This window comes from Synechococcus sp. A10-1-5-9 (assembly GCF_047716785.1).
GTDB lineage: Bacteria > Cyanobacteriota > Cyanobacteriia > PCC-6307 > Cyanobiaceae > Synechococcus_C.
Map to the genome: position 1 here is coordinate 967,417 of NZ_CP180406.1, position 18,604 is coordinate 986,020.

Annotated in this window: 18 protein-coding genes and 3 tRNA genes; 11 read left to right on the forward strand and 10 right to left on the reverse strand. The window is 57.9% G+C overall.

All coding sequences use genetic code 11. The annotated features are described in order from the left end of the window. Positions 1-56 precede the first annotated feature (56 nt). Entirely contained in the window at positions 57-656 is a 600-nt protein-coding gene (locus tag ACLM45_RS05555) for a superoxide dismutase (protein ID WP_006041934.1), read from the forward strand. A gap of 70 nt (positions 657-726) precedes the next feature. Here the strand turns inward: ACLM45_RS05555 and trpC are convergent, their stop codons facing one another. Next, positions 727-1,611: an indole-3-glycerol phosphate synthase TrpC gene (trpC, locus tag ACLM45_RS05560; protein ID WP_415411053.1), complete on the reverse strand. Its 885-nt coding sequence runs from the start codon at positions 1,609-1,611 to the stop codon at positions 727-729. Between the two features lie 483 nt (positions 1,612-2,094). On the opposite strand from trpC, the gene ACLM45_RS05565 reads away from it, so the two are divergent. From ACLM45_RS05565 to ACLM45_RS05575, 3 genes are all read left to right on the forward strand, one after another. Next, positions 2,095-3,141 (forward strand): ABC transporter ATP-binding protein, encoded by a 1,047-nt coding sequence (locus ACLM45_RS05565; protein ID WP_415411055.1) that lies wholly within the window; start codon positions 2,095-2,097, stop codon positions 3,139-3,141. Positions 3,142-3,252: 111 nt separating this feature from the next. After that, the gene (locus ACLM45_RS05570; protein ID WP_038005074.1) at positions 3,253-4,065 is read left to right on the forward strand and encodes an ABC transporter permease; all 813 of its coding nucleotides are present in this window, start codon (positions 3,253-3,255) and stop codon (positions 4,063-4,065) included. 52 nt (positions 4,066-4,117) lie between these two features. Next, positions 4,118-4,420, forward strand: coding sequence for a hypothetical protein (locus ACLM45_RS05575; RefSeq protein ID WP_415411057.1), 303 nt, complete (start codon positions 4,118-4,120; stop codon positions 4,418-4,420). Between the two features lie 28 nt (positions 4,421-4,448). Here ACLM45_RS05575 and lpdA read toward each other — a convergent pair whose 3' ends face one another. The 4 genes from lpdA to ACLM45_RS05595 form a co-directional block, all read right to left on the reverse strand. Beyond that, positions 4,449-5,888: a dihydrolipoyl dehydrogenase gene (lpdA, locus tag ACLM45_RS05580; protein ID WP_006041940.1), complete on the reverse strand. Its 1,440-nt coding sequence runs from the start codon at positions 5,886-5,888 to the stop codon at positions 4,449-4,451. Then, positions 5,885-6,760, reverse strand: a complete 876-nt coding sequence (locus ACLM45_RS05585; protein ID WP_415411058.1) for a TrmH family RNA methyltransferase — start codon at positions 6,758-6,760, stop codon at positions 5,885-5,887. The genes lpdA and ACLM45_RS05585 overlap by 4 nt, the downstream gene beginning before the upstream one ends. A gap of 1 nt (position 6,761) precedes the next feature. Continuing rightward, positions 6,762-7,010 (reverse strand): hypothetical protein, encoded by a 249-nt coding sequence (locus ACLM45_RS05590; protein ID WP_415411059.1) that lies wholly within the window; start codon positions 7,008-7,010, stop codon positions 6,762-6,764. 36 nt (positions 7,011-7,046) lie between these two features. Beyond that, positions 7,047-7,130 (reverse strand) — tRNA-Leu (locus ACLM45_RS05595). 147 nt (positions 7,131-7,277) lie between these two features. Here ACLM45_RS05595 and murA point away from each other — a divergent pair. The 5 genes from murA to ACLM45_RS05620 all read left to right on the forward strand — a co-directional run bounded on the left by murA (position 7,278) and on the right by ACLM45_RS05620 (position 11,825). Then, a complete protein-coding gene (murA, locus tag ACLM45_RS05600; protein ID WP_415411060.1) occupies positions 7,278-8,576 on the forward strand; it encodes a UDP-N-acetylglucosamine 1-carboxyvinyltransferase in 1,299 nt (432 codons plus the stop codon). A 39-nt stretch (positions 8,577-8,615) separates the two neighbouring features. After that, positions 8,616-8,697: transfer RNA gene (locus ACLM45_RS05605), tRNA-Leu, on the forward strand. A gap of 122 nt (positions 8,698-8,819) precedes the next feature. After that, positions 8,820-10,040, forward strand: a complete 1,221-nt coding sequence (locus tag ACLM45_RS05610; RefSeq protein ID WP_415411061.1) for an aspartate aminotransferase family protein — start codon at positions 8,820-8,822, stop codon at positions 10,038-10,040. Then, on the forward strand, positions 10,037-11,278 hold the full coding sequence (locus ACLM45_RS05615) for a bifunctional folylpolyglutamate synthase/dihydrofolate synthase (protein WP_415411062.1): 1,242 nt from the start codon (positions 10,037-10,039) through the stop codon (positions 11,276-11,278). The genes ACLM45_RS05610 and ACLM45_RS05615 overlap by 4 nt, the downstream gene beginning before the upstream one ends. Positions 11,279-11,300: 22 nt before the next feature. Further along, on the forward strand, positions 11,301-11,825 hold the full coding sequence (locus ACLM45_RS05620) for a pentapeptide repeat-containing protein (RefSeq protein WP_415411063.1): 525 nt from the start codon (positions 11,301-11,303) through the stop codon (positions 11,823-11,825). On the opposite strand, the gene ACLM45_RS05625 is transcribed toward ACLM45_RS05620, so the two are convergent. The 3 genes from ACLM45_RS05625 to ACLM45_RS05635 are packed head-to-tail and all read right to left on the reverse strand — an operon-like array spanning position 11,815 to position 14,780. Then, complete coding sequence (locus ACLM45_RS05625) at positions 11,815-13,146, reverse strand: FAD-binding oxidoreductase (RefSeq protein ID WP_415411363.1); 1,332 nt, start codon at positions 13,144-13,146, stop codon at positions 11,815-11,817. The two genes, ACLM45_RS05620 and ACLM45_RS05625, sit on opposite strands and share 11 nt — an antisense overlap. 24 nt (positions 13,147-13,170) lie before the next feature. Continuing rightward, positions 13,171-14,400, reverse strand: a complete 1,230-nt coding sequence (locus tag ACLM45_RS05630) for an amidohydrolase family protein (RefSeq protein ID WP_415411064.1) — start codon at positions 14,398-14,400, stop codon at positions 13,171-13,173. Further along, positions 14,397-14,780: a DUF4359 domain-containing protein gene (locus ACLM45_RS05635; RefSeq protein ID WP_006041949.1), complete on the reverse strand. Its 384-nt coding sequence runs from the start codon at positions 14,778-14,780 to the stop codon at positions 14,397-14,399. Before ACLM45_RS05635 ends, ACLM45_RS05630 begins: the two co-directional genes overlap by 4 nt. Positions 14,781-14,868: 88 nt before the next feature. On the opposite strand from ACLM45_RS05635, the gene ACLM45_RS05640 reads away from it, so the two are divergent. Further along, positions 14,869-14,941: transfer RNA gene (locus tag ACLM45_RS05640), tRNA-His, on the forward strand. Positions 14,942-14,964: 23 nt separating this feature from the next. Here ACLM45_RS05640 and ACLM45_RS05645 read toward each other — a convergent pair. Together ACLM45_RS05645 and ACLM45_RS05650 are read right to left on the reverse strand one after the other, a co-directional pair. After that, positions 14,965-16,026 carry a DUF1611 domain-containing protein gene (locus tag ACLM45_RS05645; protein ID WP_415411065.1) on the reverse strand — a complete coding sequence of 354 codons (1,062 nt, stop codon included), beginning with the start codon at positions 16,024-16,026 and terminating at the stop codon, positions 14,965-14,967. Beyond that, positions 16,026-17,108, reverse strand: a complete 1,083-nt coding sequence (locus tag ACLM45_RS05650; RefSeq protein WP_415411066.1) for an enolase C-terminal domain-like protein — start codon at positions 17,106-17,108, stop codon at positions 16,026-16,028. The genes ACLM45_RS05645 and ACLM45_RS05650 overlap by 1 nt, the downstream gene beginning before the upstream one ends. 127 nt (positions 17,109-17,235) lie before the next feature. Between ACLM45_RS05650 and miaB the strand changes: the two genes are divergently transcribed. Continuing rightward, entirely contained in the window at positions 17,236-18,600 is a 1,365-nt protein-coding gene (gene miaB, locus ACLM45_RS05655) for a tRNA (N6-isopentenyl adenosine(37)-C2)-methylthiotransferase MiaB (protein ID WP_038005078.1), read from the forward strand. Positions 18,601-18,604: the final 4 nt, after the last annotated feature.

Genomic DNA, 18,604 nt, shown 5'->3' on the forward strand with positions numbered 1-18,604 from the left:
CAACAGCTGAAGCTCACGCACTGTCGTTAGGATCCCGCTGCTCGGTTGCCCTCCCCATGGCCCATACCCTCCCTGCGCTGCCCTACGCCCTCGATGCACTGGAGCCCCACATCTCCCGCTCCACACTCGAGTTTCACCACGGCAAGCACCACAACGGCTACGTCACCAACCTGAACAAGGCGATCGAGGGAACGGATCTCGATGGAAAAAGCCTGGAAGAGGTGATTGCAGCTGTTTCCAGTGATTCCAGCAAAGCCGGCGTGTTCAACAACGCAGCTCAGGTCTGGAACCACAGCTTCTACTGGCAGTGCATGAAGCCCGGTGGTGGTGGTCAGCCCACTGGTGCCCTTCTTGACAAGATCAATGCTGACTTCGGCAGCTACGACGCCTTCGTGGAGCAGTTCAAGGCCGCTGGCGCCACCCAGTTCGGCAGCGGCTGGGCCTGGCTGATCATCGAAGACGGCACTCTGAAGATCACCAAAACCGCCAACGCTGATCTCCCCCTCGCCCACGGCCAGAAGGCTCTGCTCACCATGGACGTGTGGGAGCACGCTTACTACCTCGACTATCAGAACCGCCGCCCCGATTACATCAGCACCTACCTAGACAAGCTGGTGAACTGGGATTTTGTAGCCGCCAACCTGGCAGCTTCCTGATCAGACGTTGATCAACCATCAAGCCCCCGTTCTGCGGGGGCTTTTTGATGCCTCGATCCAAGGGGTGGCATCAGCCTTTGATCAAATCGCGCAGAGCCTGTTCAACATTGTCTTGGCGCATCAGCGCTTCTCCCACGAGCACCGCACCGGCACCGCTGCTTTGAACGCGATTCAAATCGGAACGAGCAAACAGACCTGACTCACTTACTAAAAAAGCACCTTGCTCGCGCAGGCGATCACCAAACCGTTCTGCAAGCGACTCCGTCGTAGCCAGATCCGTCTCAAAGCTGGTGAGGTCGCGATTATTGATGCCAATGAGAGGGAAGCCTCCGAGGGTGAGAATTCGCTCCATCTCCTCAGCATCGTGCACTTCCACCAGCACGGTGAGACCGAGAGTGGCTGCCACCTTCTGCAGATAGGCGAGATCCTGATCCGAAAGAATGGCTGCAATGAGCAGGGCTGCATCAGCACCAGCAGCACGCGCCTGATAAAGCTGATGCGGACTTAGAATGAAGTCTTTGCATAACAGCGGCAAGTCCACGGCTTCGCGCACGGCCACCAGCACATCGAATCCGCCCTGGAAAAAGGTTCGATCTGTGAGCACGGACAGACAACTGGCCCCTCCAGCTGCATAGGCCTTGGCAATGGCGACGGGATCGAAATCCTCACGGATCACACCTTTGCTAGGGCTCGCTTTCTTGATTTCAGCAATGACGGCAGGTGCCATAGGGGGCTGTCGCAAGGCTCCCAAGAAATCCAGCGGCGATGGCAGGTCTGCAACCTGTGCTTTCAGCTGCACCAGAGGCATACGCTGGCGGGCTGACTCAATCTCCCGATCCTTTTCCCAGACAATCTTCTCGAGAATATTGCGAGGTTCACCGTCTTGGTGGGGAATGGCGTACTCAAGATGGGCTACCTGAACCTTGGGGTTGGGCGGTCGACGACGGATCTCCACAGAGGTTATCGGGCTGCGTAACGGAATCTTGAGATTTTATGCCCTTGACGAGACGACGAAGGAGTTAGTCAATGAATCAAACTTGTAACGGTTGCTTTTTCCATACAGTTCTTCAAGCTTAGAAACAGGCAGAAGAACTATCCGAAATAAGAGGCGACTGTTCGGAAAGGGCAATCCCATAGCACTCAAGACAGAATCGATTCATCCACCACTAGGTTCGAAATGAGCAGAGAAAACCGAACGTTGCTCTGCGCGTACCGACGCCATAGCCCAATGACACATACGCACAAACACCAACCACGCAGCCTAAAAAGAACTGCATTGATCCCCCTGGACAGGCCAAGCTCACCGATGGCCGCGCTGATTCAACAACAGCATACATTTAAACAAATTGTGTCGTACTTCAAAGGGGATTACCTTGATTTAGACGATCAATAAAAGCTTGAAGAGAAAGATCAACTGCCCCCTTCGCACACCGAATCAATGCACTCAAATCACGCCGAAGCGGGCATTGATCATCCCGCAATTTCAATCAAAAACCTAAGCAAAAGCTACAAAAATACGCAGGCTCTTAACAATCTCTCCCTGAATATTCCTTTTGGATGTTTTTATGCTCTCCTCGGGCCAAACGGAGCTGGCAAAAGTAGTTTAATCAGAATTCTTGCCACTCTAATGGGATCTGATTCAGGAGAAGTATGGATTAACGGCATTGACGCGCTCAAAAAACCCAGGGAGGCAAGAACGCAGATAGGCTATGTCGCTCAGGAAAGTAGTCTTGACAAAATACTCACCGGCTATGAGCACTTAACATTCACCGCTGATCTTCACCACCTGCCAAGGAAAATAAAAAAAGAACGTATTGACGAGATCATTGAGCAACTGAATATTAGTGAATGGGTCTATCGGCGAACCAAAACTTATTCTGGAGGTATGCGCAGGAGACTTGAGCTTGGATGCGCACTATTACATAAGCCCAAAATATTCATATTAGATGAACCTAGTGTAGGCCTAGATCCCGAGAGCAGACAATTGATCTGGGAGGTTCTAAAAGCCTCAGTTGAGAATGGCCAAACCGTACTCTTAAGCACCCATCAACTCCAAGAAGTCGAGCAACTTGCCGACCAACTGGCAATTCTCGATCATGGGAAATTAATTGCGGCAGGAAAACCAAAAACATTAAAGGAAAAGATAGGAGGTCAAAAACTCACCTTACGAATCAGAGAGTTCAGCAACCAAACCGAAGCAAAAGCCACCAGTGATGCTTTGATCAGTCGCGCTGACATCGACAACATCATCATCAACCCTTCTCAGGGTTACTCATTGACATTGATCACTGCCAAAGAAGCCAATAGCGACGAGATTGTCAACGAGGTGCAAAAACAGGGATTCCCTATTTTTTCCTGCGCCAGAAGTAGTATTTCGATTGACGATATCTATCTCAAAGCTACGGGATCAACAATTGCAGATGCCGAACTTTCAGCATTAGGGGCAAGAGATCTACGCAAAGAGCGCAAAGAAGCAATGCGCTGAAAACCTTTAATTCTTTTATTAAAAGCCATGACAAGCATCGAAAACGCCTTTCAAAACCAAACGTGGCACGAAACGCGTCGCCCACAGAGAGGATCCTTTGTTGCGACGTTAATGCAGCAATTGAGAGAAAGAGGGCAAGAAACAATGGCCCTTAGCAAGCGACAATTTCTCCAGTTGAAGCGCCGACCATCATCATTTGTCGTCGGAGTCGTCCAACCACTGATGTGGCTGATTCTTTTTAGCGCACTATTCAGTAATGCGCCAAAAAACTTCTTACCAGCCGACCAAGGATACGGCAACTTTATAGCCGCAGGGCTAATCGTATTTACAGCATTCAGCGGTGCACTTAATGCCGGTTTAGCTGTCATGTTTGATCGCGAATTTGGCTTTTTAAACAGAATTCTAGTGGCCCCACTGAGATCGCGCAGCTCGGTTGTATTTGCGTCAGTAATACATATCTGGATGATCAGCCTCATTCAAAGCGTAGTCATCATGGCTGCCGCAGGATTACTGGGATACGGCTGGCCTGTCGGGAGCGGAATCATCATTGCCCTAACAACTTTATCGATGCTTATCCTTGGCGTCACTGCGATTAGCCTGGGACTCGCCTTTACACTTCCAGGACATGTAGAGCTTCTGGCAGTTACCTTCTTGATCAATTTACCCTTGTTATTTGCAAGCACAGCACTAGCTCCGCTTTCTTTCATGCCAGCACCGATGCAATGGCTCGCTTCTCTTAATCCCCTCACATACGCGATTGAACCAATACGAGCCAGCTATCTTGGCCACGCATCTCTTAACACAGTCGTTCTACAAGCACCTTTTGGCTCAGTCAACGTGGCTGGATGTCTGTGGATTCTCTTCACCCTCACCATATCCACATTGATCCTCGTCAGACCAATGCTTCACCGCAAGCTCTCCTAGGCTAGTGACTATTTTTATCTATAACTGCTTTAAATATGGGCATCTGATTGGAATGTCAATCCTGATTGGCACCTTCGCATTAAATGTATCCCCTCTTAAAAAAAATCTTAGTAAGGCACTTTTCCTTGCGTCCTTCCTGTCTTTATTGACCGGAATAGCAATGGTCGGCCTCAGTGAAACCTACCTTGCCGGAGTGAATCCAGACTTTCCTCACTCAAAAATTGCGTTAAAGCTTATTTTGACACTGGCCATGATTTGGCTTGTTGCACGAGAAAAGAAGCCAACTGAACCATCAATTAAGATCGTTGGCATTTTTTCTTTAGGCATCACTGCGCTTGCTTTATTCTGGACATAATCAAAACGTGCCTTGACCATCTGATTGATCAGGCAATAGTAGATAAAGCTAATTTATAAGCAACTTCTACGACTTCACTCAACGTTGGGTGTGTGTGCACTTCATTGGCCAACTGACGTACGCTCTGACGACGTGCCACGGCATTGGCCACCTCCTGGATCAGATCAGCGGCATGCAACCCATAGATGTGCGCTCCTAACACCTCTCCTGAAACCTTGTTAAAGAGAAGCTTCATCAGTCCATCGCTATCCAATTCAGCGAGGGCCTTGGAATTGGCCTTGAAGTAACTGCGCACCACACCCAGCTCAAATCCCTGATCAGCCGCCAATTGCTTGGCATCGGCTTCACTGAGTCCCACTGAACTGATCTCTGGATGGGTGAAGGTGGCAGCTGGAATGCTGCGGTAATCGATCTCGCGGTTGTGGCCAAGGATGTTGTCGATGGCCACAGTTCCCTGGGCGGCAGCGGTGTGAGCAAGCATCAATTTTCCAGTGACATCACCAACCGCCCAAAGATGCGGAATCGGTTGACCATTGGCGAGCACCTGCATGCGATCGTTGATGGGCACAAACCCACGCTGGGTCTCCACTCCGAGCTTTTCAAGGTTGAGGGTGCGGCTGCTGGGAACACGACCGGTGGCAACCAGAACGGCATCCACCTCGAGGGTCTCAACAGGCTCACGGGTCTGCATGTCGACCAGTTCAATCTGAACCGGCGCACCCGGTTTGATCGATTGGGCCAGAACCCCTGCTCGTGCATCGATATCCCGTCCATCAATCAGGTGGCGAGCGGCGATCCTGCTGATATCGGGGTCAAAGGTCGGCATCACCCGATCAAGAGCCTCGATCATCGTGACCTCACAGCCCAGAGCGGTATAGACGTCTGCAAATTCAAGGCCGATATAACCACTGCCGATGATGGCGAGCCAGCGGGGAAGCCACTCCAGACTCACGGCCTCGTCGCTGGTGAACACGCTGCGACCATCGGTCTCGATACCCGGAGGAACGAAGGGATCTGATCCTGTCGCCAGAATCACATCCTTGGCCGTCAACACCCTGTCCACACCACTGATTTCCCGCACGCCCACGGCTTGAGCCGACTCCAGACGACCGGAACCACGAATAATCGTCACCCCCGACCTCTCCAGCGTTTTAGTGAGGTTTCCGCGAATCGTGGCCACCAGTTGGTTGGCGTGATCAGCGATTTTCTGGCGTTCAAAGCGCACCGGGGCCGCATGAATTCCGAAACCCGCCAGATGCTCCGCATCCGCCAGCTCGCGGACACGACCTGAAGCGGCGAGCAGAGCCTTGGACGGAACGCAGCCACGATTCACACAGGTCCCGCCCATGTCGCGCGACTCGATAATCGCGACCTTCAGGCCATGCTCAGCGGCATGCTTCGCTGCATCGAAACCGCCGTAACCGGCACCGATCACGATCACATCGAAGTCGAAACTGGCTGCACTCACCCGGACTGCTGCATGGGAGCCGTCATTGTCGCTCGTCGTCGTTCCAAGAGAAGCGGAACAGCGGCAGCTGCCACATTCAAGGATTCCACTTTCCGGCCATGAGGCAGGGTGACCCCATGGCTGCAGCAGGCCAGCAAACGGGGATGCAAACCTGATCCCTCATTGCCGAGCACCAGCACAGTGGGACGACACCAGTCCAACTGCCAATACGGCTCCACCTGAAGACCTGTTGCAGCGTTTGGGACAAGGGTTGCCACCACCTGAAGTCCTCTGGTTCTGGCCTCCTTGAGGGCGGTTACCAGTTGTTCAACCCCCTGGGCATCCGTCAAACCGAAGCGGCGCAACGGCAGCGTCAGAATCGCTCCCGCAGCAGACCGCACGACCTTCGAGCCGAGTGGATCAGCCCCTGCCCCCATCCAGACTTGTTCAACATCGGCTGCCAAGGCTGTTCTCAGCAGGGTTCCCACATTGCCTGGATCCTGCAGACGATCGAGGGCGAGAACGAAGTTTGGTTGGGGACCGGGTGAAGGCAAACGGTTGAACGGCCAAAGGCAGGCAACCCCATCGGGATGCACGGTGGACAGAGCGGCGCCGAGCGCTTCTGAACTCATCAACTGCAACTGAACTGGCCCTGGCAAGCCTGCAAGCAGAGCCTGATGGTTCTGAAACCACAACGGTGTGGCCAGAACCTGCAATGGATCCGTCCATGGCAGGGCCTGCGCGAGAAGTTCCTGCACCTGGTGCGTTCCCTCAAGCAGAACGCATTGTTCTTTCTCTCGGCCTGTTCTGCTTTGCAGAGAGCGAATCCGCTTGATCAGGGGATTGCGCCGACTTGAAATCGGTTCACCCTCAGCCCCTGAAATCGCCGACACGTCAGAAGGTTGTGTGCTTTCGCACCTTCAGTTCCCCATGAATGAAAAGATCCGTTCCTTCAAGATCAAAACCTTTCACCGCGGCAATCTCACCCTTAAGTCCCTCTGCGGCTAGGTTCTCAACCATTTTTTTAATCACCTGATCCTCAACCGTTGATTGATCGATGGAATCCGGTGTCAAAAATTCAAGGAATTTGCCGACCTTCGACGCAACCACCTCGGAAGAGTTGGAAATCTTCAGCACGATCATGGTCAGCAGTTAAGAGCTCAAGCTCTAACAACATAGTGCGGATGGGGAGACTTGAACTCCCACGACATTGCTGCCACTAGTACCTGAAACTAGCGCGTCTACCAATTCCGCCACATCCGCTGGCGTTTGTCGCGTAGGCGACCAATTGACCATAAGCCATCGAAGGGCCGTCTCTCCAGGAGCTGTCAAGCCAGTTTGAGCGCCGGCCGTCTAGACGGTCTCACGCGATCTCGTCAAGATAGGCGCACATTTCGGTGAAAGCGAGGAATGACAACAGCGGCGCCTCCGTCTCAAGACATTCTCAAGCCGCATCTCGCCATCGCTGGGGGACACAAGCTTCAAGGAGAACTGAGGGTCAGCGGAGCTAAAAATTCGGCTCTAGTACTGATGACAGCATCACTACTCACCTCAGAGCGTCTCACCCTCCATAACGTTCCACCCCTGACCGACATCGATGGGATGGAAAGCATCCTTGTATCTCTCGGAGTGAAGGTTCGACGTCGTTCGGAAACCATTGAGCTTCAAGCGTCCAGTCTCACGAGCGCTGAACCTCCTTACAAACTGGTGAATGGATTGAGAGCCAGCTTTTTTGCCATCGGCTCCATCCTCGCCAGAATGGGTTACGCCAAAGTGCCCTTACCTGGCGGATGCCGCATCGGTGCACGACCAGTGGTCGAGCACATCCGGGGATTGAAAGCCTTGGGTGCTTTGGTGACTGTGGAACACGGGGTCGTGACAGCGGCAGTCCCCGGTGAGAGCAAGCGACTGAAAGGGGCCTCCATCGTGTTGGACTGCCCGAGCGTGGGCGCCACGGAAACGATCCTGATGGCAGCAACCCTGGCGGAAGGCATCAGCGTGATTGAAAACGCTGCTCAAGAACCCGAGGTTCAGGATCTTGCCAACCTGCTTAACGCCATGGGGGCCCGGATTACAGGCGCCGGTGGCCCCACGATCACGATCGAAGGAGTGGAAACCTTGCACGGGTGCGAGTACTCAGTGATTCCGGATCGAATTGAAGCTGGAACCTTTCTGCTTGCGGCGGCCATCACTCGCTCTCGCCTCCGTGTTGCACCGGTCGTTCCCGACCACCTGAGTGCCGTGCTTCAAAAACTGCGGGATTGCGGCTGTGTGCTCGAGATCGACGAGGAGGGCATCACGATCACCCCAGGAGAAATCAAGGGAGTCGACATCACCACCCAGCCATTTCCTGGCTTCCCCACCGATCTGCAAGCTCCGTTCATGGCTCTGCTGGCCACAGCCAATGGCACGAGCGTCATTACGGAGAAGATCTACGAAAACAGAATGCAACATGTGGCTGAGCTCCAGAGAATGGGCGCATCCATCCGCATCCAGGGAAACACCGCTGTCGTTGAAGGTGTTTCAAACCTCAGTGCCGCCCCTGTGAACGGAACTGATTTGAGAGCTGCAGCCGCCATGGTGCTTGCTGGCCTCGTCGCCCGAGGCAGCAGCCAGGTGCGTGGCCTCAACCATCTGGATCGGGGCTACGCCGGTATCGAAGCCAAACTGCGCGCCTGTGGTGCCGTGCTTGAAAGGCTCCTCTCCTGAGCGGGGGTTTGGGGTTGGTCGCTTAGGATCAATCACTAGGGGAGCGTGCCGGAATTGGTAGACGGACTCGACTCAAAATCGAGCGCCTTCGGGCATGTGGGTTCAAGTCCCACCGCTCCTACTTCACTTCCAGCGTGTGAGTACCCAGCCTGTGAATGCACGTCAGCTGGCGAAGACTCTCTATCAACCCCTAAAACACTGACCCGTTAACGCTCCCCTAGGGAGTATCAATGCCACAGCGTCATGGTGGAGCCCAAGGCTGATTCAATGTCCTCAGCGGTGATGGGCACCTACAACCGTTTTCCTTTGACACTTGTGAGGGGTAGCGGTTGCTGGGTGTGGGATGACCAGAACCGACGACACCTTGACGCCGTTGCAGGAATCGCCACCTGCACCCTCGGGCACAGCGATCGCATCCTGCGGCGAGCCCTTTCCCGCCAGTTGAAAACGCTTCAGCACGTTTCCAACCTTTACAAAATCCCCGAACAGGAACAACTTGCTCAATGGCTGGTGGTCAACAGCTGCGCTGACAGCGTGTTCTTCTGCAATTCAGGAGCTGAAGCCAACGAAGCCGCGATCAAACTGGCACGAAAGCACGGCCACAGGCGCCGTGGGATCGAACGCCCGGTCATCATCACGGCCGCAGCCAGTTTTCATGGCCGGACGCTGGCAGCGGTTAGTGCCACCGGTCAACCGCGATACCACCAAGGGTTCGAGCCCATGGTGGAAGGATTCGAATTCTTTCCATACAACGACGGCGACGCTTTCGAGCAGCTGCTGATACAGCTGGAACAGAACGGCCCCAGGGTGGCTGCTGTTCTGATTGAACCGCTTCAGGGCGAAGGCGGTGTGAATCCTGGCGATCCCGCTGTGATGCAGCGCATCCGCAAGCTCTGCAGCGAGCGCGACATCCTGCTGATCTTTGATGAAGTCCAGGTGGGCATGGGCCGCACGGGCACGCTCTGGGGATATCAACAACTCGGCGTCACACCGGATGCCATCACCCTGGCCAAAGGCCTTGGAGGAGGCCACGTGATCGGAGCCCTGCTGGTCAGTCAGCACGCCGACGTGTTTGAACCTGGTGATCACGCCAGCACCTTCGGCGGCAATCCCTTCGCCTGCCGTGCGGGGCTCACCGTGGCCAACGAATTGCTGCGACGCAATCTACTCAAGAACGTCCAGACGCGGGGAAAGCAATTGCATGAAGGACTGACCCACCTCGTGGAGCGCTATCCCGACCACCTAGCGGGGAGCCGCGGCTGGGGACTACTGCAGGGTCTGGTTCTCCAAGACAACTGCGGATTTTCAGCTGCTGATGTTGTGAAGGCCGCCCTTGAAGAGCAGCTGCTGCTGGTGCCTGCCGGCGCTGCGGTGGTGCGCATGGTGCCTCCCCTGGTGATTGGTCCCCGGGAAATCCAAACCCTGCTCACCCGACTGGATCGTGCTCTGCAGCACCTGATGTGAATCCCCTCCCCTCTGGATCCGGCAGAGATGATCTGAGTGATCTGCTACCGCGCTTCGATCTCAGGGGGATGGACCTCTCCCTCGATCGCGTGCAGGAGGCCCTGGGGGAACTGCAGCAGCCGGCTGCCACGATCCCCGCGGTGCAGGTGGTCGGGACCAATGGCAAGGGATCCATCGCCTGCTTCATTCACCATGCACTGATGGCCGCGGGACTGCGCTCCGGCCTCACCATCTCGCCCCACCTCGTGAGCTGGTGCGAGCGCATCCGCGTGAACGAGCGTCTGATCACGATCGAAGAGCTTCGCTGCCTGCTCCAGACCCTGCAGTCGGTGGTGACCACCTACCGGCTCACCCCATTCGAGCAGCTGATCTGTGCAGCCCTGGTGCATTTTGAGGCCCAGCGCCCCGACTGGTTAGTCCTGGAGGCTGGCTTGGGAGGCCGGTTGGACGCCACCACAGCCCATCCACGTCGACGGCTGATTGCGGTGGGTTCGATCGGCCTGGACCACCGGGAACATCTCGGGGCGACCCTGGAAGCGATTGCCACTGAGAAAGCCGCGGCCATTCCACCAGGGAGCCATGTGGTGAGTGGGGCGCAGCTTCCGGAGGTGCAGCGGGTGCTGGAGCGCGCTGTTTCAGCCATGGACGCCAGCCTTCGCTGGGTGGAACCGCTTGCCAATGATTGGACGCTCGGCTTAACCGGAGATCTGCAGCGAAGCAATGCAGGCGTGGCCAGAGCTGCCCTGGAATGGATGGCTCGCGACGGCAAAGAAATCACGGTCGATGCCATGCGCGATGGCTTTGCGGCAGCCCGCTGGCCAGGCCGGCTGCAGTGGATGCAGTGGGAAGGACGACGCGTGCGCGTTGATGGAGCCCACAACCCACCGGCTGCAGAGGCAATAGCCAACGAACGTTGCCGCTGGATGGCCGCCGATCAACCGCAGATTTGGGTGTTGGCGATCCAGGCGCATAAACAGGCTCCGGCCATGCTGAAGCACCTGCTGCAGCCCAACGATCTGGCCTGGATCATTCCCGTTCCAGAGCACCGCAGCTGGAGCGTCGAGCAGCTGCAGCATGACGCGCCGGAGTTCGCCCACCAGCTCAGGGGCGCCGGAGATGCAGCTGAGGCGCTCAACCAGCTCGAGAACAACGGATGGCCGCAGGCAGCCCCCGTCGTGGCCGGTTCGTTGTATCTGATCGGTCATCTGCTGGAGACGCATCAGTTGCAGGCAGAGTGATTCGATGCTGTGCCCGTCATTCATGCCTCCGCTGCTGAAAGTCATCACCGCCATCACCCTGGTGATCGGCTTCCTATGTGATCCCGCCGTTGCACTCGACACCTCGGCAGGGGTGGGCCTCCAGGACAGGGCCTTGTTTCAGGAACGGGTGGATTACACCTTGACCAATCAAAACGGCGCTGATTTTCATGATCAGGCCCTCAGCAACACCTCCTTTGCCGGCGCGGCGGCCAAAGGAGCTGATTTCAGCGGGGCCAATCTGCAAGGGGCGATCTTCACGCAGGGTGCGTTTGCCGATGCCAACTTCCGGGGCGCCGACCTCAGTGATGCCCTAATGGATCGTGCAGATTTCACAGGAACGGATCTGCGGGACGCCGTTTTGATCGGCGTGATCGCCTCCGGAAGCAGCTTCGCCAGGGCTCAGGTGGATGGCGCCGATTTCAGCGATGCCCTGCTGGACCGAGATGACCAGCGCAGACTCTGCCAGGAGGCCGAAGGCTTGAACCCCACCACTGGAGTGCTGACCCGCGACAGCCTCAGCTGCTGAAACCGCCAAGCTTCCCGGGGTTAAGCAGACCAGCCGGGTCCAAACGCCGCTTGGCGGCCACCTGATCACCATCCACGACGCCAAGTCCTCCGCCCTCAACGGTCAACACATGAGGGTTAAAGATCAGAGCCCCGAGGTCGCGACACTGCTGCATCAAACGCTCCAGCTCTTCAGCCCCGCGCCAGCGCACGAGCGGCAAGGCTGCAAGCCGCTGTGCACCCTGCTGGCGCACGGCTTCCAGGTGAATGAGCACATCCCCGCCCCAGGTCTGCTTTAGCGCTTGCAGGCAGTCCAGTTCAGGTTGCGGAAGCAGCATCTGCAAGTACGTCCAATCAGGGTCGTGCTGGCGCAGATGCAGGGTGGTGTGGTTCCAGGTCAGTTCACGCAAGCCATGGCCGGCATGGTGCATCTCCTCACCGCGATACACCACGTCAGCACCGCAGTCGGCCGCCAACCGCTCCAACGTGCTGACCGCATCAGGGGCCGACAGCAAAAGCACACGGTCAGCCTTTGTGTCCGGGAAGTCCCAGACCGGTAACTGAGCCACCACTTCGGCCTCCAGCACAGTGCAGAGATGTAGGTCCAACGCCGATCCGCAGCAGCGTCGCGCCAGCTCGACAGCGGATGGCCAGTCAACGCAGTCGATCACCACTTCCTGCCAATCCACTGTTGGCGCTGTGGCGAGCGTCAATGCGGTGATGATCCCGTTGGTCCCGTAGGCATGATTCAGCGCCTCCGCGTCAGAGGCCTCCAACTGGAGCCGCTTTGGCTCCGGCTCCATCGTGACCACCTCAAGACCGAGAAGATGGCCCGGATCGCGCAGAAAGCCCCAGCGCACCGAACCGATGCCACCGGAGCCGCCGGCAATGAAGCCGCCGATCGTGGCGCTGCGCCACGTACTGGGCAGCAGGCGCAGCTGACGACCGTGGCCACGCAGCACCTGATCGAGATCTTTCAGAAGGCAACCGCATTCAACCGTGACGACACCGGTGGTCGCCTCGATCGTGCGAACGGCACGCAGGCGACCCATCAGCATCACCACCCCTCCCTCGAGGGGGACGCTCTGTCCGTAATTGCCCGTCCCTGCGCCCCGCAGGGTGAGCGCAATGCCATGACGGCAGCAGGCCGCAGCCACACAGGCCACGGCATCCACCGTTTCCGGACGCACCACCAGCGCTGCTCGACAGAACCTCAAACGCTCCCGCAACACCGGTGAGTAGTCGTAGGCATCCTTCGAGTACCGATCAAGATCCTCCGGACGTTCCAGCACGGTGAGGTCAGGCACCGCCTCGAGTTCCTCACGCAACGTCTTAAGAACCACGGGAGCCACGATCAGGACAACCTTTCAATCCTGAACCCAGACGCCACCCACCAGCACCTTGCGGCGCGGAGGGGCCGACAACAGCTCGGGCCAGCCGCCATTGTGCAGATGGATCAGATCTGCGGGAGCACCAAGGCGCAGCACCCCATCCCAAGCAAGGCCCAGCAAACGGGCGGCATCCTTGCTGAACGGTGCGATCCCCGCCTCATCCCAGGGAGCGAGCTGAGCCAGTGGGATGCTCATCGCCATCAGAGCCAGGGGATCCAGGTTTCCGCCAGGGAACCAAGGATCCTGCACGTTGTCTCCCCCCACAGCAACACATACACCGCAGTCCTGCAGCTGTCGGATCGGTGCAAGAGGTCGTTGCACCGGCGTGGCCTGCCCTCGACGCCCCAGCAGCCATCCGTTGGTGAGAGGCAAAGCCACCACCTGCAGCTGGTGCTCCGCCATCCGCTCCCCCAGTCGCCGTAGCGAGGCTGAATTCAGCAGCGAAAGGCTGCTGGCATGACTGCAGGTGATCGGCACCGACACGGTCATCGTGCTGAGAACCCTGAGCAGTTGGCGAACCCCGGCAGCAGGATGCTCCGACGCCTCATCGATGTGCAGATCAACCGAGCATCCGAGGTCCTCCGCCAGCTCCAGCAGGCGTCGCAACGCTCGACGTGGAGCACGCCCAGGACAAGGAGGTTCGATCACGCCACCGATCACCCCTTCGGCCGCTGCCACCTGGGCCGCCAGATGCTTTCCCTCAGGAGTGGACCAATGCTCGACTGGCACGAGAGCTACCAACTGGAGTTCGAGGCGCTCCCGCCAGCGCTGACGGGTCTCCGTCAACACCTCCCAGCTGCAGGCAGCCCCTGGTCCAAGACTGTCAATGTGCGATCGAACGGCTCGTACTCCGTGGCGCCAGGCCAGTTCCAGAGCTCGCTCACTGCGTTCATGCACCCGATCGGCGGTGCGGGTGCGATGTTCTCGCATATTGGCCTCCATCGCTCCGGCGTAGGTCCCCGAAAGATTGGGGTGGTCTGGCCAAGAGAAGGCTTTATCAAGGTGAGCATGGGGCTCGGCCAATCGCGGCATCACCAGGCCCTGGGCGTCCTCAGCAGGTAACACGGACGTGAGCTCGCCATCTTTCCAATGCAGCTCAACGGAGAGCAAGCCATCTGCAGATGGCTTGAGAGCAACCCCTGAAGGCAACTCCAGAAGGCTCGCCGGGCATCGGCTTCGCAAAGATCCCGCACCCTTGGGCGTCATTCCATCCGACCGGCATCGGACTGGGTTTTCAGGACCAAAAATCGACCCGCAACCCCCAAGGTGGTGACGGAGTAGCGGGGGAGACGCAAGGTAGGGAGCAGATCCTGCCCCCCCACAGTGGTCAGGTAAATACTGGCCAATCCTAAATTCCACCGTCGTGTGAACTGGCTGGCGAGAGAGGCAAGCGTTACTTCCTGGTCCGCGATCAGGCGGGGACAATCCTTGATCCAGATCTGCAACACCAGAGGCAGTGTGCGCTGGTAGCAGAGCTCATTCGTGGCCAGGCTCACAAGTTGTGTTCCGGCATGGGCGGTGTAGTCCTCCTTGGTGGGATTGGTGATCACGAGAGCGGCGACACTCCCTCCGAGCAGGAGCGACATGGCGATCGCTGTCGCCGGAGGCCAGCGCCAATGTGCAGGTGACGTACGCAGGGCCTGGAGGGCGGATTGGTAGATTCTTACCGACGCGGCGGGCGTCGCCAAGTGGTTAAGGCAGCGGCTTGTGGCGCCGCTATTCGGGGGTTCGAATCCCCTCGCTCGCCCTACACATCTTTCTTTGTGAGATTCACGGAGCGATCAATCCCCTCGTGAGGGAATCTGCACCTTGTCTGATCGGATCAGAGCAGGGAAGGGAAAGTTTTTGGCTGAGTTCTGCTGTTTCGCGCTCGCATTCCTCATCAGTCAGGCCTGCGGTGTTCAGCGCCACAGCTTTCACCAGAGGTGGCGGCCCGGCTCCTCGCGGTCGGCCGATGGAGGCAAGTCCTTCACACAGCTGAATCACGTCCTCAAGTGGTGGCAGAGCAATATCGGGCAAGCGATGGATCTGCGTCTGCCGGGCACGATGAACCATCAGCAACGCCGTTGGCTGGCTGCCGCGCATCAAGGGCAGTGTGGCTGTCGAGCCTGGATGGCAAAGCGATCCCTGTCCCTCCACGAGAAGAAGAGCATCGCCAGGTACTGAAGACGCTGCGTTGAGCACAGCCGCCTCTACGGCACCAGCGGCGTAATCAACCCGCACCGCATCCAGGGGCACTCCCTGGCCACTGATGAGGATTCCCGCCTGTCCTGTCCCCACAAAAACGGCCGGCACATCAAGGCAGCGGGCTGAGTCCTGAATGGCCAGACAGGCACTCATTTTGCCGACAGCCATATCGGTTCCAACAGCCAGAACGCGCTTGCAAGGCAGAGCGGCAGCCCTGGCCTGGCCAACCCTGAGTCCCTCGGGCTCGCAGCGGAGATCCCAAATCCAGCATCCAGGCTGAACCGCCGCGCTGAGCTCCGGATCATCCGCCAGATGGGTGTGAAGACCACTGGCCACCGACAGCCCCGCACGGAGTGCAGACAACACATCCGAGCGCAGGGCCGCAGGCAGCACACCACCAGATGGAGCAAGACCGACCACGGCCACGGACGGTCGATAGAGAAGCGCATCGTCCAGATCCTTTACGACAGGCACAGGCCTGGGAATACCCGTAATGCTCTCCAGCGTTCGACCAGCATGCTCAGGGTCAATCACAGCCACGATCGGCCCACGCCGATGACGCAACATCGCCAGGCCGGTCTTGCCCATGAGATTGTCCAGCCCACCGTGCTGAAGAAGCACCACAGGATCCTGGTCAGCAAGCATCAGGAGGCCTCCACCGGCGTAACGCCCAAGCCGCTTCCCTGCGGTGGCAGAAGTTGATCCCCTTTGAGCGGCAAACCCTTGTAAGGATCGTTCACCAAATTGAGGTGGCTGTCCAAGTCAGGCCAGCGGATCAGAGACAGCAATTGAGCCGCTGCCGCATTAAGCAGTGTGCTGTCGGAATAGCAGCCCACCATCAGATCTAGGTCAAGCCGCTCAGCTACCTGGGCCATCAGCCAGGCCTCAGTCAGACCTCCAGTCTTCAGCAGCTTGAGATTCACGCCGTCAACGTGTGGCGCAAGCCTGAGTAGGTCCTTCAGATCCCAACAGCTCTCATCGGCCACCAAGGGCAGATTGCAATCTGGGCGTAGCGCTGCAAATCCCTCCAGATCCTCCTCAAGATCAACGCGAGCGGGCAGCGGCTGCTCCAGCAACACCACCCCCGCCTGCTCCAACGGTGCTTGCATCGCCTTGGCTTGCTCGAGAGTCCAGCCGCCGTTGGCATCCACCTGAAGTTCATGCGCCACCGCCATTCGCTGGGAGCGCTCCTGAAGGGCGATAGCCACCGCCTGCAACAGGGCACGGTCATGATCCAGTCCCTCGGGACTGCCGAGTTTGAGCTTGATGCGGGTGGCTGGCATCTGCCTCCACCAGCGATCAAGACGCTCAAGAACCTTCTCAACAGAGGCGAGACCCAAGGTGACGCTCGTGGCCACCTCGCTGGTTCCATCCAACGCCAACAGCCTCCAGATCGGTTGCCCCAGCTGCCGCCCCCACCAGTCCCATAGGGCCAGATCCACCGCACAACGAGCCGGCGGAGACAGGGTTGCCAACCACGGTGCCAGGCCATGACGGTCCTGAGGATTCAGGGACTCCAAAGTCGGCAACAGGGCCTGGAGTTCAGCCTCGATGTCCTCCAGCGCATAGGCGCGATGGCCCGTATCCAGCCCGCCGGTTTCCCCTAACCCCACAGTCCCGCCATGGTCCAGGCGAAGTTCCAGGCGTTCCACAACGGACGTGATTCCCCTGCTGATTGCCAGAGGCACCGCCTTCGTGAGCGGAAATCGACGCAGACTCCAACCCATGGCCCGCGAGCACCAGTCCACAAGCTGGCACAGCACCGCCGTATCCGACACTGAAAGCAGCGTTCGACGCCGCCGATCCCTCGGACGGCTCTTTGCCTTGACCGTAACCGCTTCACCTACCACCGAAATGCTGCCGAACCGGGAGCGTGGCAGCTACTGGATCACCACGTTCGGCTGCCAGATGAACAAGGCCGATTCCGAGCGCATGGCGGGGATTCTCGAATCCATGGGCTATCGGGAAGCGAGCGGCGAACTGGATGCCGATCTAGTGCTCTACAACACCTGCACCATTCGCGATAACGCAGAGCAAAAGGTTTATAGCTATTTAGGACGTCAGGCCCAACGCAAACGCACGAACCCAAATCTCACCTTGGTAGTGGCGGGCTGTGTGGCGCAGCAGGAAGGCGAATCCTTGTTGCGACGGGTGCCGGAGCTCGACCTGGTGATGGGGCCTCAGCACGCCAACCGGCTCGAAACGCTGCTTCAACAGGTGGACAGCGGGCAGCAAGTGGTTGCCACCGAAGAGCACCACATCCTTGAAGACATCACCACCGCCAGACGCGACAGCAGCATCTGCGGCTGGGTGAATGTGATTTACGGCTGCAACGAGCGCTGCACCTATTGCGTGGTTCCCTCGGTAAGGGGCAAGGAGCAGTCACGGCTCCCGGATGCCATCAGGCTTGAGATGGAGGGACTCGCGGCCCAAGGCTTCAAAGAGATCACCCTGCTGGGGCAGAACATCGACGCCTACGGACGTGACCTGCCGGGAATCACGCCCGAGGGCCGCCGGCAGCACACCCTCACCGATCTGCTCCATCACGTCCACTCCGTGGAGGGCCTTGAGCGGATCCGCTTCGCCACCAGTCACCCCCGCTATTTCACCGAGCGCCTGATCGATGCCTGCGCCGACCTTCCCAAACTCTGTGAGCACTTCCACATCCCGTTCCAAAGCGGTGACAACGACGTGCTGCGGGCCATGGCTCGGGGCTACACCGTGGAGCGCTACAGGCGCATCATCGACAGAATTCGGGATCGAATGCCCGATGCCTCTCTGAGTGCAGATGTGATCGTGGCCTTCCCGGGTGAGACCGATGCCCAATACCGGCGCACCCTGGCGCTGATCGAAGAGATCGGTTTCGACCAGGTGAACACAGCCGCTTACTCACCACGCCCGAACACCCCAGCCGCCAACTGGGACAACCAGCTTTCTGAAGACACCAAAGTGGAGCGACTCAGAGAAATCAATGCGCTGGTGGAGCGCTGCGCGCGGGAACGCAACGAGCGCTACTCCGGCCGCGTGGAAGAGGTGCTGGCTGAAGGCATCAATCCCAAGGATCCGTCCCAGTTGATGGGGCGCACCCGCACCAACAGATTGACATTTTTCCGTTCTGAGAATGGGAATGGCCGCCGCTTCAGTGCCGGTGATCTGGTTCAGGTGCGCATCGATGCCGTTCGATCCTTCTCGCTTAGTGGCACTCCTCTGAACAGCTGATACG

Coding starts and splice junctions, on each gene's coding strand:
- ACLM45_RS05635 (WP_006041949.1), bottom strand. CDS start 14,780: ATGTCGCTCCTGCTCGGAGGGAGTGTCGCCGCTCTCGTGATCACCAAT.
- ACLM45_RS05610 (WP_415411061.1), top strand. CDS start 8,820: ATGGTGGAGCCCAAGGCTGATTCAATGTCCTCAGCGGTGATGGGCACC.
- ACLM45_RS05575 (WP_415411057.1), top strand. CDS start 4,118: ATGTCAATCCTGATTGGCACCTTCGCATTAAATGTATCCCCTCTTAAA.
- ACLM45_RS05650 (WP_415411066.1), bottom strand. CDS start 17,108: ATGGGTTGGAGTCTGCGTCGATTTCCGCTCACGAAGGCGGTGCCTCTG.
- murA (WP_415411060.1), top strand. CDS start 7,278: ATGACAACAGCGGCGCCTCCGTCTCAAGACATTCTCAAGCCGCATCTC.
- ACLM45_RS05555 (WP_006041934.1), top strand. CDS start 57: ATGGCCCATACCCTCCCTGCGCTGCCCTACGCCCTCGATGCACTGGAG.
- ACLM45_RS05590 (WP_415411059.1), bottom strand. CDS start 7,010: ATGATCGTGCTGAAGATTTCCAACTCTTCCGAGGTGGTTGCGTCGAAG.
- ACLM45_RS05645 (WP_415411065.1), bottom strand. CDS start 16,026: ATGCTTGCTGACCAGGATCCTGTGGTGCTTCTTCAGCACGGTGGGCTG.
- ACLM45_RS05620 (WP_415411063.1), top strand. CDS start 11,301: ATGCCTCCGCTGCTGAAAGTCATCACCGCCATCACCCTGGTGATCGGC.
- miaB (WP_038005078.1), top strand. CDS start 17,236: ATGCTGCCGAACCGGGAGCGTGGCAGCTACTGGATCACCACGTTCGGC.
- ACLM45_RS05565 (WP_415411055.1), top strand. CDS start 2,095: ATGCACTCAAATCACGCCGAAGCGGGCATTGATCATCCCGCAATTTCA.
- ACLM45_RS05630 (WP_415411064.1), bottom strand. CDS start 14,400: ATGACGCCCAAGGGTGCGGGATCTTTGCGAAGCCGATGCCCGGCGAGC.
- ACLM45_RS05570 (WP_038005074.1), top strand. CDS start 3,253: ATGCAGCAATTGAGAGAAAGAGGGCAAGAAACAATGGCCCTTAGCAAG.